This window comes from Deinococcus metalli (assembly GCF_014201805.1).
Classification (GTDB): Bacteria; Deinococcota; Deinococci; order Deinococcales; family Deinococcaceae; genus Deinococcus; species Deinococcus metalli.
In genome coordinates this window covers 101,686-118,357 of record NZ_JACHFK010000011.1, presented here as the reverse complement: position 1 = coordinate 118,357, position 16,672 = coordinate 101,686, and the positions used below count along the sequence as shown (strand labels likewise).

The 16,672-nt window shown below is 70.1% G+C and carries 17 protein-coding genes; 11 read left to right on the top strand and 6 right to left on the bottom strand.

Annotation, left to right across the window (positions count from 1 at the left end; translation table 11 throughout):
- Positions 1-2 precede the first annotated feature (2 nt).
- The gene (locus HNQ07_RS18455; protein WP_184114544.1) at positions 3-1,067 is read right to left on the bottom strand and encodes a lipid II:glycine glycyltransferase FemX; all 1,065 of its coding nucleotides are present in this window, start codon (positions 1,065-1,067) and stop codon (positions 3-5) included.
- An 80-nt stretch (positions 1,068-1,147) separates the two neighbouring features.
- Between HNQ07_RS18455 and HNQ07_RS18450 the strand changes: the two genes are divergently transcribed.
- Both HNQ07_RS18450 and HNQ07_RS18445 read left to right on the top strand, forming a co-directional pair.
- On the top strand, positions 1,148-2,248 hold the full coding sequence (locus HNQ07_RS18450) for a peptidylprolyl isomerase (RefSeq protein WP_184114536.1): 1,101 nt from the start codon (positions 1,148-1,150) through the stop codon (positions 2,246-2,248).
- 137 nt (positions 2,249-2,385) lie between these two features.
- On the top strand, positions 2,386-3,204 hold the full coding sequence (locus HNQ07_RS18445) for an intradiol ring-cleavage dioxygenase (RefSeq protein WP_184114534.1): 819 nt from the start codon (positions 2,386-2,388) through the stop codon (positions 3,202-3,204).
- Positions 3,205-3,276: 72 nt separating this feature from the next.
- On the opposite strand, the gene HNQ07_RS18440 is transcribed toward HNQ07_RS18445, so the two are convergent.
- A complete protein-coding gene (locus tag HNQ07_RS18440; RefSeq protein WP_184114533.1) occupies positions 3,277-4,512 on the bottom strand; it encodes a DUF4388 domain-containing protein in 1,236 nt (411 codons plus the stop codon).
- A 259-nt stretch (positions 4,513-4,771) separates the two neighbouring features.
- Here HNQ07_RS18440 and ilvD point away from each other — a divergent pair, with 259 nt between their 5' ends.
- The 3 genes from ilvD to HNQ07_RS18425 all read left to right on the top strand — a co-directional run bounded on the left by ilvD (position 4,772) and on the right by HNQ07_RS18425 (position 7,994).
- Complete coding sequence (gene ilvD, locus HNQ07_RS18435; RefSeq protein WP_184114531.1) at positions 4,772-6,463, top strand: dihydroxy-acid dehydratase; 1,692 nt, start codon at positions 4,772-4,774, stop codon at positions 6,461-6,463.
- Positions 6,464-6,552: 89 nt separating this feature from the next.
- On the top strand, positions 6,553-7,464 hold the full coding sequence (locus HNQ07_RS18430) for a restriction endonuclease (RefSeq protein WP_184114529.1): 912 nt from the start codon (positions 6,553-6,555) through the stop codon (positions 7,462-7,464).
- Entirely contained in the window at positions 7,461-7,994 is a 534-nt protein-coding gene (locus HNQ07_RS18425; RefSeq protein WP_184114527.1) for a GNAT family N-acetyltransferase, read from the top strand. Before HNQ07_RS18430 ends, HNQ07_RS18425 begins: the two co-directional genes overlap by 4 nt.
- 1 nt (position 7,995) lies before the next feature.
- Here the strand turns inward: HNQ07_RS18425 and HNQ07_RS18420 are convergent, their stop codons facing one another.
- The 4 genes from HNQ07_RS18420 to HNQ07_RS18405 form a co-directional block, all read right to left on the bottom strand.
- On the bottom strand, positions 7,996-8,427 hold the full coding sequence (locus HNQ07_RS18420) for a DUF4174 domain-containing protein (protein WP_184114525.1): 432 nt from the start codon (positions 8,425-8,427) through the stop codon (positions 7,996-7,998).
- A 71-nt stretch (positions 8,428-8,498) separates the two neighbouring features.
- Positions 8,499-9,506, bottom strand: a complete 1,008-nt coding sequence (locus HNQ07_RS18415) for a potassium channel family protein (protein ID WP_184114523.1) — start codon at positions 9,504-9,506, stop codon at positions 8,499-8,501.
- A gap of 76 nt (positions 9,507-9,582) precedes the next feature.
- On the bottom strand, positions 9,583-10,749 hold the full coding sequence (locus HNQ07_RS18410; RefSeq protein WP_373298121.1) for an acyl-CoA dehydrogenase: 1,167 nt from the start codon (positions 10,747-10,749) through the stop codon (positions 9,583-9,585).
- A 31-nt stretch (positions 10,750-10,780) separates the two neighbouring features.
- Positions 10,781-11,038, bottom strand: a complete 258-nt coding sequence (locus HNQ07_RS18405) for a hypothetical protein (protein WP_184114522.1) — start codon at positions 11,036-11,038, stop codon at positions 10,781-10,783.
- Positions 11,039-11,145: 107 nt separating this feature from the next.
- On the opposite strand from HNQ07_RS18405, the gene HNQ07_RS18400 reads away from it, so the two are divergent.
- The 6 genes from HNQ07_RS18400 to HNQ07_RS18375 all read left to right on the top strand — a co-directional run bounded on the left by HNQ07_RS18400 (position 11,146) and on the right by HNQ07_RS18375 (position 16,663).
- Positions 11,146-11,400, top strand: a complete 255-nt coding sequence (locus HNQ07_RS18400; RefSeq protein WP_184114520.1) for a hypothetical protein — start codon at positions 11,146-11,148, stop codon at positions 11,398-11,400.
- Positions 11,401-11,488: 88 nt separating this feature from the next.
- Positions 11,489-12,535 carry a rod shape-determining protein gene (locus HNQ07_RS18395; RefSeq protein WP_184114518.1) on the top strand — a complete coding sequence of 349 codons (1,047 nt, stop codon included), beginning with the start codon at positions 11,489-11,491 and terminating at the stop codon, positions 12,533-12,535.
- Between the two features lie 92 nt (positions 12,536-12,627).
- Positions 12,628-13,056: a 3-hydroxyacyl-ACP dehydratase FabZ gene (gene fabZ, locus HNQ07_RS18390; protein ID WP_184114516.1), complete on the top strand. Its 429-nt coding sequence runs from the start codon at positions 12,628-12,630 to the stop codon at positions 13,054-13,056.
- A gap of 135 nt (positions 13,057-13,191) precedes the next feature.
- The gene (locus tag HNQ07_RS18385; RefSeq protein ID WP_184114514.1) at positions 13,192-14,337 is read left to right on the top strand and encodes an LptF/LptG family permease; all 1,146 of its coding nucleotides are present in this window, start codon (positions 13,192-13,194) and stop codon (positions 14,335-14,337) included.
- Complete coding sequence (locus HNQ07_RS18380) at positions 14,334-15,458, top strand: MGDG synthase family glycosyltransferase (RefSeq protein ID WP_229832173.1); 1,125 nt, start codon at positions 14,334-14,336, stop codon at positions 15,456-15,458. The genes HNQ07_RS18385 and HNQ07_RS18380 overlap by 4 nt, the downstream gene beginning before the upstream one ends.
- Positions 15,455-16,663 (top strand): polysaccharide deacetylase family protein, encoded by a 1,209-nt coding sequence (locus HNQ07_RS18375; RefSeq protein ID WP_229832171.1) that lies wholly within the window; start codon positions 15,455-15,457, stop codon positions 16,661-16,663. The genes HNQ07_RS18380 and HNQ07_RS18375 overlap by 4 nt, the downstream gene beginning before the upstream one ends.
- Positions 16,664-16,672: the final 9 nt, after the last annotated feature.

Here is a 16,672-nt window from a genome sequence, read left to right as displayed (position 1 = left end):
CGTTACAGCACGTCGTCGGCGCTGCCGCGTTTGCGCAGGTTGTTCTGCGTCTTGCGCCAGCGCAGGGCCTTCACGATGGCCGGTGCAGCCGGGTTCAGTGGCAGGTCGTACGCGGGGTACCACACGCGCTGCTCGCTGAACTTGAGTTTCATGCGGAACACGCCGTACGAGTGCTTGGACTCGTCCAGCACGCGCGGAATCCCCCAGAAGTCGAACAGCTCGTAGCCGCGGCGTTTGGCGTCCAGCATGGCGTGCCAGTAAAAGGCGTCCGGGGCCTTGCTGTCCTTGAGGGGCTGCCCGGCGTCGTCCATGCGGTCGTCGCGGACACTGCCGCCGAACAGGTACGCGGTGCCCTTGCCCATCGCCAGGAAAAAGCCGCCCGCAAGCGCCCGGCCCTGGTACCGCGACAGCACCAGGTACGCCTCGCCGCCGTGGGCATTGCCCTCGCGCAGCATGGTCTCGTAGTACCTGCGGGGAAACGCGCCCAGCTTCGCGCGCTCGTTGGTCGCGGTGAAGATCTCCCAGAAGGCGTCGAAGTCGTCGTCACGTCCGGCCGTCACGCCGAGTTTCTGGGCGGTGCGGACGTTGCGGCGGGCCATCTGGTTCAGGCCCGCGAACAGCTCGTCCTCGCCGGAGCGCAGGTCCGCGATGATGGTGTGCTCGGGCTGTTCGGTCTCGGCGCGGCGGAACGGGCCGTAGGCGTCCGGGATCTCGGCGCCGTCCACGGCGGGCAGCGGCACGGGCGGCTCGATCTTCAGCAGCGCGTCGGTGGGCCGCGCGACCGACCGGATGGCCTGTGCCACGTCCGGCAGCAGGTCCACACTCTCCAGGGCCGGGCCGCGCGGAGCGTACAGGGTGCTCAGGCCCGGCACCAGGCGCTTGCGCAGCAGCTGAACGGCGCCGACGGTGCGGCCGCCCTGCTGGATCAGGTAGCGGGCCGGTTCCTGTCCCAGCGCGCGGCGGGCCTCGCCGTAGCCCCAGCCCTGGAGAGCGCTGGTGATGGGCAGATGCGCGACCACGTCGTCGTAGACGCGCGGATCGCTGGTCGGGGCGAGGGTCAGACGCACGGGGGGGATTGTAGCAGTCCCCCGCGCATGTTCACTTCTGCCCCATTCGGCCCGCGTGCCGGAGGGGTACAGTGGGCAGCGTGAAACAATTTCTGCTGACCATGGCCCTGCTGGGCGGCGCGGCGTCCGCTCAGACCACGCCGGCGACGCCCCCGGCCACGACCACGCCCGCCACCCCGGCCGCACCCGCCACGCCGGCCCCGGACGCGCCGGCCCAGGACCCCGCCACCCCGGTCGGAAAGATCGGCTCCGAGGACGTCACGCTGGGCGAGTTCGAGCGGGCCTTCCGGCTGGCTGCGGCGCGCGTCGTGAACGCTCAGGGCATTCCCTTCCAGGACACCTTCCTGACGGAATTCGCGTCGGCCCGCCCGGAGTTCCTCACGCAGTACCTGCGTGACCGCGCGGTGTACCAGCTCGCCCGCGTGAACACCAGCGCGGACCCGGCGGAACTGGATCAGCAGATGGAATCGGCCCGCGCGGACTTCGCGTCCGACGAGGAATTCCAGACGGCCCTGGCCGGCACTGGCTACGCGGACGCCGACGACCTGCGCACGGAACTCGAGCGCCAGGCCGTGGTGGGCGCGTACCTCCAGACCCTCAAGGACCGCTTCAAGTTCGGGGACGCCGTCGTGGCCGGGTTCTACAACCTGAACAAGGCGAAGTTCGCCAAGCCCGCCGAGGCCTGCGTGAAGCACATCCTGGTGCCCACCGAGGCGGAGGCCAAGACCATCGTCGCGGACCTCGCGGCAGGCGCCGACTTTGCGAAGGTCGCGGCCGACAAGAGCCAGGACCCCGGCAGCGCTCCGCAGGGCGGCGACCTGGGCTGCTTCGGCCCCGGACAGATGGTGGAGTCCTTCGACAAGGCGAGCTTCACCGGCCCGGTGGGCACGGTGCAGACGGTGCAGTCGCAGTTCGGCTGGCACGTGCTGGTGGTCACCAAGCGCACCGACGCCGGCGTGACTCCGCTGGAGGAAGCCGCGCCCGTGATCCGCGACCAGCTGGGCAATGAGGCCGCTCAGCGCTACCTGGACGCCCAGATCGCCAAGCTCAAGACCGAGGCGTACCCCGACGTGGTGAGGGTCGCGGCGGCTCCGGACGAGTCCGCGGCTCCCGACGCCGCCCCGGACGCGGCGCCCGCCCCCGACGCCCCGGCCGAGCCGGCCACGCCGCCCTCGAACTGAGCAGCACGCAGAACCAGCAGTGGGGTGGACGGCGCGGGTCGTCCACCCCACTGCATTGAGCGCCCTGCACCGTTAACCGGGCGCTCACCGGCGCCGGGCACGCTACAGACCGGGCCCGTGCCCGGAGGAGACCCGCCATGACGCCCAGCGATCCGCACCCGGCCCCGCCCCATCTGGACGACGACACCGACGACGAACTGGTCGGCAGCATCCTCAGCCGCCGCCGCGCCCTGCGCCTGCTGGGCCTGGGGGGCGGCGCGCTGTCCCTCGCGGCCGGCGGCGTGCTCGCCCAGCGGGCCGGCGGCCCCTCCACCGGTGGTGCGGCTGGCTCCAGCGCCGGCCCGGGCGGCGGCAGCGGCCTGCCCGGCTGCGTGGTGCGCCCCGCCCTGACCGAGGGGCCGTACTTCGTGGAGTCCGAGCCGCGCCGCGCGGATCTGCGCAAGGACACCACGACCGGCACCGTCAGCGCCGGCGTGCCGCTGACCCTGAATTTCCTCGTGAGCAAAGTCTCGGTGGGGAGTTGCACGCCGCGCAGCCGGGTACTGATCGACGTGTGGCACTGCGACGCGCTGGGCGTGTACTCGGGCGTCAGCGGCAACACCGGCAACTTCCTGCGCGGCTCGCTCGTCACGGACGCGCAGGGCAGAGCGTCCTTCACGACCATCTACCCCGGGTGGTACCAGGGCCGCGCGGTGCACATCCACTTCAAGCTGCGCCCGCTGGACGCCAGCGGCAAGGCCACCGGCGAATTCACGTCGCAGCTGTTCTTCCCCGAGGGCGTGAACAGCGCCGTGTTCGCCCGCGCCCCGTACCGCCAGAAGGGGACCCGGGCCGACACGCCCAACGCCCAGGACGGCATCTACCGCAACGGCGGCAGCCAGCTCCTGCTGGACGTGAAGGGCGACCCGGCCGCGGGATACGCGGCGACCTTCGACGTCGGCCTGAACATCGGGTAGGGACCGGCTTTCGGAACAGAACACGGCCCGGCACCAGTGTGGTGCCGGGCCGTCCTGATGACAGACTGCAGCTTAGACGGCGATGTCCGTGCCGAGCGCCTTGAGCTTGTAGCGGGCCATGGCGAGGTTCGCGCGGTCGCGGTTGAGCACCAGATACAGGAACAGCGGCTGGTTCGGGATGATGTACAGGATGTGGTACTGGCTGTTCAGGGTGATGAGGATGTCCTCGATATCGCCCTTGATGCCGAGCATGTCCATGGTGCGCAGCTTGGCGCGCACGACTTCGGTGTTGCCGGCGGCGGCCATGTCCAGGTTCACGCCGGTGCCGACCTTGCCGAGCGGCATGCCGCTGCTGTAGTCGACCAGGGCGGCGGCCACGGCACCTTCGATAGAGGACAGGGCGGAATCCAGGGTTGCAGAGACGTTCGACATATCAGGTACCTCGCGGGGGGGGGTGTCGCTCAGAGCGGTGCTCGACTCGGGTGGCGGCGGGGGCGACGGAAGGGAGGGGATGGCCGGCGGTGGGGGCGTGGGGGGAGTCTTGCGTCTGAAGAACATGTCCTCCTCTGGGGGCGTGCTCACCCCGGCTCCTTCTCCGGACGGGGTGTGCCGGGTCGACTCGTCGTGACGTTTCATGGCCTCCATCAGGAGGCTCTGGAGTGGCGTGTGGATTCTGGTGTGCTGATTGCGGTACGAGCGCTCCAGGCTGGTGGCCGCGTGCTGCCACGTCAGCAGTTCCAGGGCGGCCGCCTCGCCGGACAGCCCGGACTCGTGCATGTAGGCGTCCACGAGGCTTCCGGCGCGCAGATGAAAGCGGCCCCACGCATCGCCCTCGCCCCGGCGCACGAACAGGGACACGCTGCGCCGTTCCCAGTGCAGCATCTGGAGCAGATTCGGCAGCGATACGCCGCGGATCTGCCCGAAGCACAGGCGCTCGAGTTCCCGTTCGACGCCGGCCTGCAGGTCCGCGACATCGGGACTCTCGAAGGTGGTCATGTCACCGTAGATCTCGACGAGAGCGGCAGCGCTGACGTCAGGCCCGGTGCTGAAGGCCAGGAACGCCGTGTGGGGCCACGACACATTGGCGTGCTCCATCAGCTGGCGCACGTCCTGACGCCCGGCCGACAGCTGCAGCACCACCAGGTTCGGTGCCGCGTCTCCCATGACCTTCATGGCGTCCGCGACCTGACTGGAGTCGGTGATCTCACACTGCTGCAGGGCGGCGCTGCGCGCGCACAGGTACTCGCCCAGGGGGGGAATGGTGTCGGAGACGAAGAGGACCCTCAGGGAACTGGAGGGGTGCGCCAAGCTGGACAGCTGGCTGACTGGTTCTTCCGGTCTGGGCAGTCGCTCGGGCACAGCGTTACCTTAATCAGCCCCTCATCTCGCCGCTCTTACGATAAGCGTCCTCAAATCGAGATTTTTCACGTCTGGCACGCGATCTGACTCGAAAGTCAGTCGCCGTTCGGCCCCCGGTCGTGACCAGCAATGCCGCCGCCAGTTCCGCGGGCGAAGGGCGATTAGACCGTCGGGCCGACCACCCGAGCCGCCGGGAGTAGCCTGAGCCATGACCACCACGCGCAGGAAGCAGCTGAACTGGAACAGCCACCACGTCACGCAGGGCGACGAGCGTGCACCGAACCGCGCGATGCTGCGCGCGGTCGGCTTCCAGGACGGGGACTTCGACAAGCCGATCATCGGTGTGGCGCACGCGCAGAGCACCATCACGCCGTGCAACAACGGCCTGGGCGAGCTGGCCGACCACATCACCGGCGCGGTCCGCGAGGGCGGCGGCATGCCGCAGGTGTACGGCACCATCACCGTCTCGGACGGCATCAGCATGGGCACCGAGGGCATGAAGTGCTCGCTGGTGAGCCGTGAGGTGATCGCGGACTCCATCGAGACGGTGTCGCGCGGGCAGAGCCACGACGGCGTGATCGTCGTGGGCGGCTGCGACAAGAACATGCCCGGCGCCATGATCGGCATCGCGCGGCTGAACATCCCTGCAGTGTTCGTGTACGGCGGCACCATCAAACCCGGCCACTACGACGGCAAGGACCTCACCATCGTGAGCGTGTTCGAGGCGGTCGGCGCATACGGCGCCGGTAAGATCAGCCGCGAGGACTTCACCGAGATCGAGAAGCGCGCGTGCCCCGGCAACGGCTCGTGCGGCGGCATGTACACCGCGAACACCATGAGCAGCGCTTTCGAGGCGATGGGCATGAGCCTGCCGTACTCCAGCACCATGAGCGCCGTGGACGCCGAGAAGGCCGTGAGCAGCGCCGACTCTGCCCGCGCCCTGCTGACCCTGATCGAGCAGGACATCCGCCCGCTGGACATCCTGACCAAACAGGCCTTCGAGAACGCCATCACGGTCATCATGGCCGTCGGCGGCTCCACGAACGCCGTGCTGCACCTCATGGCGATTGCCCACGCCTGCGACATCGACCTGACGCTGGAGGACTTCGAGCGCATCCGCGAACGCACGCCGGTGTTCTGTGACCTCAAACCCAGCGGCCAGTACGTGGCGACCGACCTGCACGTCGTCGGCGGCATTCCGCGCGTGATGAAGATGCTGCTCAAGGAGGGCCTGCTGCACGGCGACTGCCTGACCGTGACCGGCAGGACCATCGCGGAGAACCTCGCAGACGAGAAGGACGTGCCGGACGAGGGCCAGGACGTCATTCGCCCGTACGACCAGCCCATCTACACCGAGGGCCACCTCGCCATCCTGCGCGGCAACCTCGCCACCGAGGGCAGCGTGGCCAAGATCAGCGGCCTCAAGCACATCAAGATCACCGGCCCCGCCCGCGTGTTCGACTCCGAGGAAGCCGCCATGCACGCCATCATGGACGACCGCATCAACGCCGGCGACGTCCTGGTGATCCGCTATGAAGGCCCCAAGGGCGGCCCCGGCATGCGCGAGATGCTCTCCCCCACCAGCGCCATCATCGGCAAGGGCCTGGGCGACTCGGTCGGGCTCATCACCGACGGGCGCTTCTCCGGCGGCACCTTCGGCCTGGTCGTCGGGCACGTCGCCCCCGAGGCGTACGTGGGCGGCACCATCGCCCTGGTCGAGGAAGGCGACACCATCGAACTGAACGCCGAGACCCTGAAACTCACGCTGCACGTGGACGACGCCGAGCTGGAGCGCCGCCGCGCCGCGTGGGTCGCGCCGGAACCGCGCTACACGCGCGGCGTGCTCGCCAAATACGCCAAGCTCGTCAGCAGCGCCAGCGTGGGGGCGTACACGGACTGAGACGCTGGGAAGACCGTCAGCGGGACAGGACAACGCCGGGCCGCCGCACCTTCGGGTGGGCGGCCCAGTGCTCTACGGTAGGCTGAATTGTGCCTGTACCGGACTACCAAGCATTTATGCGTCCGCTGCTTGTTGCGGTGAGTGATGGGCAGGCCTGGAAGGTGCGCGACGTCTACGCCCGGCTCGCCACTCAATTCGCGCTCAGCGAATCCGATCTGGCAGAGATGCTGCCGAGTGGTCGTCAGGCCACCTATATGAACCGGATCGGGTGGGCCAAGACTTACCTTCTCAAGGCCGGAACACTGCACAGTCCACAGCGCGGCATGGTTGCCATCACACCGCGCGGACTGGAGCTGATCTCGCAGCAACCAATCTCTATTTCCACCAAGGATTTGTTCGCCTTCCCAGAGTTCGTGCAGTTCCAAGGTGGAAGCGTACAGACAGACGCTGCGGCGTCAAGCCTGCCCAGTGCGCCCGCGCCTTCACTCTCTCCGGAAGAACAGCTCGAGACCCTCTCTGCGTCCCTGGATGCCGCACTCGTCAATGATGTTCTGGCCCAAGTGCAGGGAGTGTCACCTCAGCAGTTTGAGCGCCTGGTGGTCGCCGTGCTCGTCGCCATGGGATACGGAGGCAGCGTCCGTGACGCCGGCATGGCGTTGGGGAAGAGTGGAGACAACGGGATTGACGGCGTCATCAAGCAAGACCCTCTTGGTCTGGACCGCGTCTATATTCAAGCGAAAAAATGGCAGAACCCTGTGCACAGCCCGGAAATACGGACGTTTGCAGGCAGCCTGACATACCACAGGGCGTCCAAGGGCGTATTCATCACCACGTCTACGTTCAGTGACGGCGCGCAGAGAACGGCCGCGCAGATCGGCAACATCATCCTGATCAATGGAGCGACGCTCGCAAGACTGATGATTGATTACAGCGTCGGCGTCATCACGCGCGAGACCTACCGTGTTCGCCGTGTCGACCTAGAGTACTTTGACGAACTATGATTACCGCCCCGACCCTCACCACTCCTCGCCTGACCCTGCGCCCGCACCGGATGGACGACCTGAGCGACTGCGTGGCGCTGTGGCAGGACCCGGTGGTCACGCGGTACACGACCGGCAAGGCACTGTCGCGCCAGGACGTGTGGACGCGGCTGCTGCGGCACCCAGGGCACTGGGCGCTGCTGGGCTTCGGGTACTGGGTGGTGGAGGACCGGGCATCGGGCCGCTTCGTAGGCGAGGTCGGGCTGGGCCGCTTCAAGCGCGACGTGCTGGCGGAGCACCCGGAGCTGGACGCCGTGCCGGAGGCGGGCTGGGTCACGCTGCCGTGGGCGCACGGGCAAGGTTACGCGCACGAGGCGGTCTCGGCGGCGCTGGCCTGGCGCGACGGGCACGTGACGGGCGCGCAGACCTTCTGCATCATCAGTCCGGAGAATGGAGCGTCCGTGCGGCTGGCAGAGCGGGTGGGCTTCGCGGTGACGGGCGGGGCGGGCAGCCCGGCAGACCGGGTGCTGGTGCTGACGCGCGTGCGGTAGGTCAGCGGCCGCGTTCGCGGCGCTCCTGCTGGCGCATGGGCATGGTGTCGATCAGGGCGCCCACGGTCTCCAGGCGGGGCGGACCGGGATAGCGGGCCTTGATGTGACGGTCCTTGCCGATCAGCGCTGCCGGGCCGTACTGGGCACCGACGGTGCCGCCGGGATCGGCGAGCACGGTGAGCATCAGCGTGCGGGGGCCAGTGAGTCGGGGATCGCCGGGCGGAAGCAGGGCGACCACGCGCAGGTCGCGCACCTGCAGCGCGGTGTCCTGGGCACGCAGGTCGTTCAGGTACGCGGCAGGAGGGTTGCGCACAATCAGCACGCGCTCGCGGCCTAGAGCGCTGGTCAGCGACCACGGGCGATTTGCGCCGCCTTCGTTCAGGGTGAAGGGGGCGGCCAGGGCAGCGACGGCGAGGAGGGCGGGAACGCTCATGCTCCAGTGTGTCGGCCCGCCATGAGGACACGCCTGGAGCCGGACTGGGAACGCGTTCAGCGTCAGGGTCCCTACTCCAAGTCGTCCTGCACCTGGGCGATCTGCTCCCAGCGCCACTGGCCGGCCTGCGCCATGGCGTGCAGGCGGCGGCGCAGGGCCTCATGGGTGTGCAGGTATGCGTGGAAGTCCTCCGGAGGGGCGACGTTCAGCCCGGCGGACCGCAACGGGTGGAGGTCCGGTGGCGGGGGCACGGGCGGCAGCGGCCGGTGGTGGATGCGCTCGAAGGTGCGCGTCAGGCTGTCCACGGACGCGAGGGCGCGGCGCAGGCCCTGGGGAGCGCCCGTTCTCAGGCCGCCCTCGAGGATCAGCAGCGCCTCGCCGAGCGCGGGGAGGCTGATGTCCAGCGAGTCCTGGCGGTCGTGGTCGTGGAAGCGGTGCAGGTGCGGCGAGTTCATGTGCGCGGCGTCGATGCGGTTGAGGATGAAGTGCAGGTCCGTGGTGAGGCTCAGCAGGCCCCGGTCGTGGTCCGTGTGTGCCCGCAGGATCAGCGCCTGGGCACCCGGCCCCGCACGGTGCAGGTGCAGGGCGAGTTCGCGGCGGTCGCTGCGCGCCTGCGCGATCGGCACGACGAACGTAATAGCGAAGGTCAGCAGGAAAAAGCCGCTGATGGCGGCCACGTCCGTCACGATCCGCCACACGGGGTCCGGCGCGACGATCTCGCCCAGGCCGAGGGTGCTGAGGGTGTACCCGACGAAGTAGAACGTGGCGGACAGGGTGGCGGGCAGGCCGCTGTCCGCGCCCAGCAGCGCGCCGGGCTGCGACCAGAACACCAGCGTCCACCCGATCCACACCAGCAGCGTCCACGCGGTCAGGGTGCCGATGATCAGCACCGGCGTGGTCCACGACAGCACGCGGCGCCGGCCGCTGATCCGCGCGGTGACCTGCACCAGCGCGTACAGCGGACGGTGGACGGCGCGGCTCAGGCGGCCCTCGCCGGCCTGGAGGCACGTGACGATCAGGTCGGCGAGCACGGCGAGCACTAGGAACACGCCGGGAAGCCACAGGAATTGCCGGAGCATGGGCGTCATTGTGGCGCGAAGCCCGCCAGCCCGTGACGGTCCCTCCGCCGGGTGTGGGGAGCGCCGCCGGCGGGGATCAGGCGAAGTCGGCGAAGACCGCGCGGCTGATCACAAGTTGCTGGATCTCGCTGGTGCCCTCGTAGATCTCGGTGACCTTCGCGTCGCGGTACAGCCGCTCGACGGGATACTCGCGGCTGTAGCCGTTGCCGCCGAAGATCTGGATGGCGTCGCGGGCGCTGTCCACGGCCGCCTCGCTGGCGAGCAGCTTGGCGATGGACGCCTCCTTGCCGTACGGCTGGCCCTGGTCCTTGAGCCACGCGGCCTTGAGGGCCACCAGCCGCGCGCTCTCGATGCGGGCGGCCATGCGCGCGACCTTGAACGACACGCCCTCGAACTCGCGGAGTTTCCTGCCGAACTGTTCGCGTTCGCTGGCGTAGCGGGCGCTGTGTTCCAGCGCGCTGCGGGCGATCCCGAGCGCCTGCATGGCGATCCCGATCCGCCCGGCGTCCAGGCTGGCCAGGGCGATGATCAGGCCCTGCCCCTCCTCGCCCACCACGTTCGCGTGCGGCACGCGGACGTCCTCGAACGTGACGGTGGTGGTGTGCGACGCGTGTAGCCCGAGTTTCTCCTCGGGCCGACCGAAGCTCAGCCCCGGCGTGCCGCTGGGCACGATGAAGCAGCTCACGCCGCGCGCTCCGGGGCCGCCAGTGCGGGCCATCACGAGGTAGGTGTCGGCCTGACCGCCAGAGGTGATCCACGCCTTGGTGCCGCTGAGCACCCAGTCGTCGCCGTCGCGCGTGGCCCTGAGGGTCAGGCTGGCGGCGTCGCTGCCCGCCTGCGATTCCGTGAGGCAGAACGCGCCCAGGTGCTGGCCCTCGGCCAGTGGCCGGAGATACGCCTCGCGCTGAGCGTCGGTGCCGTAGCGCAGGATCATCTGTTCGGGCAGGCCGTTCTGCACCGAGACGATCACGGCCACGCTGGCGTCTGCGGCGGCGATTTCCTCCAGGCACAACGCGTAGGTCACCGAGTCCAGGCCCGCGCCACCCCAGCGCTCCGGCACGGTGGCGCCCAGCAGCCCCAGCTCGGCCAGGCCGCGCAGCTGGTCGCGCGGGAACTCGCCGCTGCGGTCGAAGGCGGCGGCGTGGGGAGCGATCTCGGCGCGGGCGTAGTCACGGACGTGCTGCACGATCAAGCGCTGGTCGCCGGACAGCGCAAAGGCCATGCCCTCGGCGGGGACGGTCATGGAGGTCATGCCCCAGCGTACCAAACGGGCGTTAGGTTTCGGCAGCGGTCAGGGCGTCCTGCAACGCGTCCTCGATGCCCCGGCCCCGCCACCCGGTCTCGACGGCCTGCGCCGCGCCGCCCTCCCAGCGCAGCGCCGCCCCGATCACCGCACCGCCCGCGATCGCCAGGGCCGCGCCGGCCAGGGCGTCCACCGGTGCGCCCGGGCACAGGCGGGCGGCGGCCACGCGCAGCGCCGGGGCCAGCGGTAGGGGTGGGCGGGTCACGCGGACGCGGGCGGGCAGCGGCATGCGCCGAGTGTAGCCAGCTCCGGTCCGGGGCGCGCGGTATGAACTACTTCACGGCAGAGCTGGGGTTCACCTCTAGAATGCGCCGGTACCGTGAGAAAGGACCTGCCTTGAAAATCGTCGCGTGGCTGGCTGTGGTCGCCCTGGCCATTCTGGCGCTGGCGCTGGGCGCCCTGACGCTGGGGGCCTTCGCGACCTTGAACACCGACTCGCCGCTGCTGCTGCGCTCCATCGGCACCCTGAGCGCCAGCACCCTGGCGCAGGTCGGGCTGGAGCGGGCGGCGCCGCTGGACCGCGCCCTCATCCTGACCGGCGTGACCGGGCTGGTCGCGGCGCTCGCCGCCTACATCAAACCGCGGTCCTGACGCGGCTTTTGGCGCTCCCGCGCCACCTGAAGATCGGTTCAGGCGGTCCTCATCCACCGTGCTACGATTGGATGGTTTGCCCCGGAGGATGAGTGTGAGGCTGTCAGAAGACATCGGAATCGATCTGGGAACGGCGACGTTCCTGATTTACAGCAAGAGCCGCGGCCTGGTGCTGCAGGAACCCAGCGTGATCGCCATGGCCCGCGACAGCAAGCAGGTCAAGGCCGTGGGCGAGGAGGCGTACCGCATGATCGGGCGCACGCCGGGCGGCATCGTGGCTGTGCGGCCCATCAAGGACGGCGTGATCGCCGACGAGGGCCTGACCGAGAAGATGATCACCATGTTCCTGCAGAAGGTGCAGGGCAGCGCCGGGCGACTCTTCGGCTTCAAGCCGCAGCTGATGGTGGGCGTGCCCAGCAATGTCAGCGACGTGGAAAAACGCGCCGTGCTGCGGGCCGCGCTGAACGCCAACGCCAAGCGCGCCTTCCTGATCGAGGAACCGCTCGCCGCCGCGATCGGCGCGGGCCTGAAGATCGCCGAACCCATCGGCTCGATGGTCGTGGACATCGGCGGCGGCAGCACCGACGTCGCCGTGATCTCGCTGGGCGGCATCGTGGTGTCGGAATCCATGCGCGTGGCCGGCAACGAGTTCGACGAGAGCATCATCCGCTACGTGCGGCGCAAGCACAACGTCCTGATCGGTGAGCGCACCGCCGAGGAGATCAAGGTCAAGGTCGGCGCGGCCATGCTGCTCGACGACGCCGAGAACCTGACCGCCGAGGTGCGCGGCCGCGATCTCGTGAACGGTCTGCCCAAGACCATCAGTCTGGACAGCCGCGACGTGGTCGAGGCGCTGTCCGAGCCGGTCACGAAGATCGTCGAGGGCGTCAAGCGTGTGCTCGAGATCACGCCTCCCGAACTCGTGAGCGACATCATCGACCGCGGCATCGTGATGACCGGCGGCGGCTCACTGCTGCGCAACTTCGACGAGCTGCTGCGCCAGACGACCGGCATTCCGGTGGCCGTGGCCGAGAACGCCGTCGAGGCGGTCGCGGTCGGCACCGGCATGGCGCTGGAGATGATCCCCGTGCTGGGCGACTCGCTGGTGTCCAGCGACAACTACCTGCGCCGCTGAGGGACTGTGAGTTTCCAGGTCAGAGAGGAGACCGCCCTCAGCGTCTCCTCTTTTCGTTGCCCAGAGCCCGCAGCCCCCATCAAGGAGCCTCCATGGACCCGATCATGATTCAGGACGTCCTCACGACCCTGCCGCACCGCTTTCCGTTCCTGCTCGTCGACCGGGTGCTGAGCGTGGAGGGCGGAGTGGTGCACGCCGTGAAGAACGTCAGCATCAACGAGCCGTTCTTTCCCGGCCACTTTCCGCAGGAACCCGTGATGCCCGGCGTGCTGATCATCGAGGCGCTGGCGCAGGCGAGCTTCTTCTGCATGCGCGACTCGCTGGAGCCCGGCATGATCGGCTACCTGGCCGGCATCGAGGGCGCGCGCTTCAAGCGCAAGGTGGTGCCCGGCGACCAGCTGCACCTGCACGCCAAGCTGGAGTTCGCGCGCCGCGGCCTGGGCAAGACCACGTGCCGCGCCGAGGTGGACGGCGTGGTGGCGGCCGAGGCGACCATCCTGTTCGCCGTCGGGAAGGGCTAAGCAGCGCTTGATATGCAACCATGGTGGGCCGAAGACGACCCCGGGCGAAGCGCCTATGGGTGACCTACCGGACATGAGCGGTAGACGGGCCCACCACTCTGTCCACGGCCTGCCCTGGAAACACGGACGTCCGACATGACCCGACTGACCCGCTACGTCACGGCCGAGCTGATCCCGCCGCTGCTGGCGGGCACGCTGCTGTTCACGGCGATCCTGTCGTTCGGGTACTTCTTCGTGTCCAGCCAGTGGCTCTCGGGCGTACCTGTGGCGCTGATCGCGCGCTGGATCGCGTCGCAGGTGCCGGACACGCTGGTCAAGGTGCTGCCGATGGGCATTGTCCTGATGACCGTCGTGGCCTTCGGGCGCCTGAACACCGAGCGAGAACTCGTCGCCATGCAGGGCGGCGGCGTCTCGCTGGGGCGCGCGGCGCGGCCGGTGGCGGTGGTGGCCCTGCTGGTCACGCTGCTGGGCGTGTGGCTGAGCCTGTGGGCAGCACCCCGCGCGAACGTCGAGACCCGCGCGCTGTACTGGGACACCCTGACGGGCGCGGGGCTCCAGCAGCTCGTGGGGCGCACCGTGGACCTGGGCGGGAACCTGACGCTCTCGCTGGGCGGATACGACGCGGCCACGCGGCAGCTGATGGACGTGCGGCTGGAGAAGTGGTCGAAGGACTCTCCGCGCACCGGCACGCTGATCTTCGCGCGGCGCGGCACCTTTGAGGACAACCGCCTGAGCCTGCTGGACTACGGCGTGTTCACGGTGGACTACGCCGCCGCCGCCGCGCTGTCGAAGGTGCCGGAGAACGATCCAGCCGCCTTCCGTACGGCCGTGCAGGCCGCGTTCCCGAACGTGGTGATTCCCGAGAAGGCCACGGACGCGCTGAACGTGGACACCGGCCTGAGCCGCAAGCGCACGCTCGCCCAGTACGCCGACGTGATCGGGGCCGACACCCAGGGCTGGCCCGAGTTGCTGACGGTGCTGCGCGATCCGGCCGCGACGCCCGCCGACCGGCAGTCCGCGCGGGTGAACCTGAACCGCAAGCTCGCCCTGCCCTTCGGGAATCTGGCGCTGGCGCTGGCCGCGCTGCCCTTCGCGCTGCGCTTCGGACGGACGCTGGGCGTCAGCCTGGGCATCGCGCTGATCATCGCGGTCGCGTACTACCTGCTGTTCTTCGTGGGCCTGACCGTTGCGGCCGTCGTGCCCGCACTGCCGGAGGTGGGCGTGTGGCTGGCGAACGTGGTCTTCGCCGCCGGTGGGCTGGCGCTGCTGAGGCGAGCGTGACGGACGTGGCCCCGCTGCGCGCCCTGATCCTGTCGGCGTCCTTCGGCAACGGACACCACCAGGCGCAGCACGCCGTGGACCTGGCCCTGCGCGCCGCCGGCCCGCCGCTCGAAGCGCTGCACGCAGATTTCCTGTCGTATCTCAATCCGCTGGAGCGCGCCGTCACGGCCGGCACCTACGCCCTGTGGCTGCGGCACGCGCCCGGCATGTACCGCGCGTTCTACGAGTGGACCGACCGCGCTTCCGAGCCGCGCGCCGTGACCGGCACGTTCTCGTGGCTGGGCCTGGGCGGCATGCGCCGCGACGTGCGGCGGGCCCGGCCGGAGATCGTACTGAGTTCCTACCCGACGTCCGTGGCGCTGGCGCACGCGGCCGGGCAGCAATTAGGCGCGACGTTCCTGAACGCGCTGGTCGTCACCGACTACCGCATCCACCATCACTGGGCGCGGCCCGAGGCGAACGCCGTGTTCGTACCGAGCGAGGAGGCGCGGGAGCAGATGGCCCGCTGGGGCATTCCCGAAGACCGCATCGAGGTGACGGGCATTCCAATTGCGCCCGTGTACCGCGGTCTGATCGGCGCAGACCGCGGCGCGCTGCGCGAGCAGCACGGCCTGCGTCCGGACCAGCCGCTGGTGCTGATCTCGGGCGGCGGCACCGGCGCGTACCGGGCGCTGGCGGGTGTGGTGTCGGAGCTCGCGTCGCTGGGCCGGCGGGTGCAGGTGCTGGTGATGGCCGGCGCAACGGGCCGCGGCGTGGAGGAGGTGGGTGGCGCGACCATCCACCAGCTCGGGTATTCCACCGCCTTCCCGGAACTGCTGGCCGCCACGGACCTGGTGGTGGGCAAGGCAGGGGGCCTGACCGTCGCGGAGGCGACCGCCCTGGGCGTGCCCTTCGTGGTGCACGAACCCATTCCCGGCCAGGAGGAGCACAACGCCGATTACCTCGTGCGGCACGGCGCGGCCACGTGGGCGCGGGACCGGCACGATCTGCGCGGCGCGGTACTGCGCGCCCTGGACGCCGATGTCCACCCTGCCATGAGTGCAGCCGCCCGCGCCGTGGGCGTGCCGGACGCCGCCGACCGGGTCGCCGCCGCGCTGCTGCGCCGCTCGGGCCGCGCGTGAACGCCCGCCGGGCTGCCCTGGGCGCGCTCGCCGGGCTGGTGGCCGGGTACGTCGGCGTGCCGTACGTGCTGGCGCAGTGGGCCAACCTGGGCGTGCTGCGCGCCGGGCCGCAGTCGCGCCGGGCGCTGGCCCTGACCTTCGACGACGGCCCGGACCCTGTCACCACGCCCGCCGTGCTGGACGCGCTGCGCGGCGCCCAGGCCCACGCGACCTTCTTCGTGTTCGCCGGCCGGGCCGAGGCGCAGCCGGCGCTGATCGCCCGCATGCTCGCGGAGGGTCATCAGGTCGAGGCACATGCCGTGAAGCATGTACACGCGTGGTGGCGCAGTCCGTGGGGTGCATGGCGCGATCCCGGCGACGCCGCGCGGCGCATCGCGGCCGTCACGGGCCGACCGGTCACGCTGCACCGCCCGCCGCACGGGGCCTACACCCTGGCGACGTGGCTGGGCCAGCGCCGCGCGGGCCTGACCGGCGCCCACTGGAGCGTCGAGGGCGGTGAGTGGGCCGCGCACGCCACCCCGGACGCCGTGCGGGCTGGGCTGCTGCGGCGCGTGACGCCGGGCGCTGTGGTCGTCCTGCACGACGCAGGACCGGGCGCGCGCGTGACGGTGCCCATGCTCCCGGAGTTGCTGGACGATCTGCGGGCACGGGGCTACGCGCTCACCACCCTGCGCGACCTGCCCGGCCTGCGGCCCGGCACGCCCGCCGACGTGCGCCGCCGCGCCTTCGCGGCCCTGGACCGGATGTTTGACCGCGTCGGCGGCATCCGGCCCCTGGGCGACCGGGCCGACACGCTCTTCCGGGTGGCCCGCATCCCGTTCCCGCTGGACGGCGTGCATCTGGACGATGGCCCAGCGGTGCCGCGCGGCACGCCCGCCGTGGAGTTCCACGTGAACAACACGCTGCTGGTGGATCAGGGCGCCGCGCGCAGCATGGTGCAGGGGGCGCGCGACCTCGCCCTGCTGGCCCGCGACCTGCGCACCCGGCCCGAGTACGCGGACGTGCAGGTCGTGTACTGCCTGAGCGCCCTGTGGCCGCTGATGGCCCGGCACGGCTTCCACACCGTGGCGCTGCCGCCTGCGACCACCGCCCGGCTGCGGCTGTGGGCGAACATCCTGCGGCTGGGCCACGGTTCGCCGCCGCACGCGCGGCCGCCGCAGCTGAGCATCATGACCCGGGGGGCCTTCCTGCACCGCTTCGGGTGAGGGCGCTAC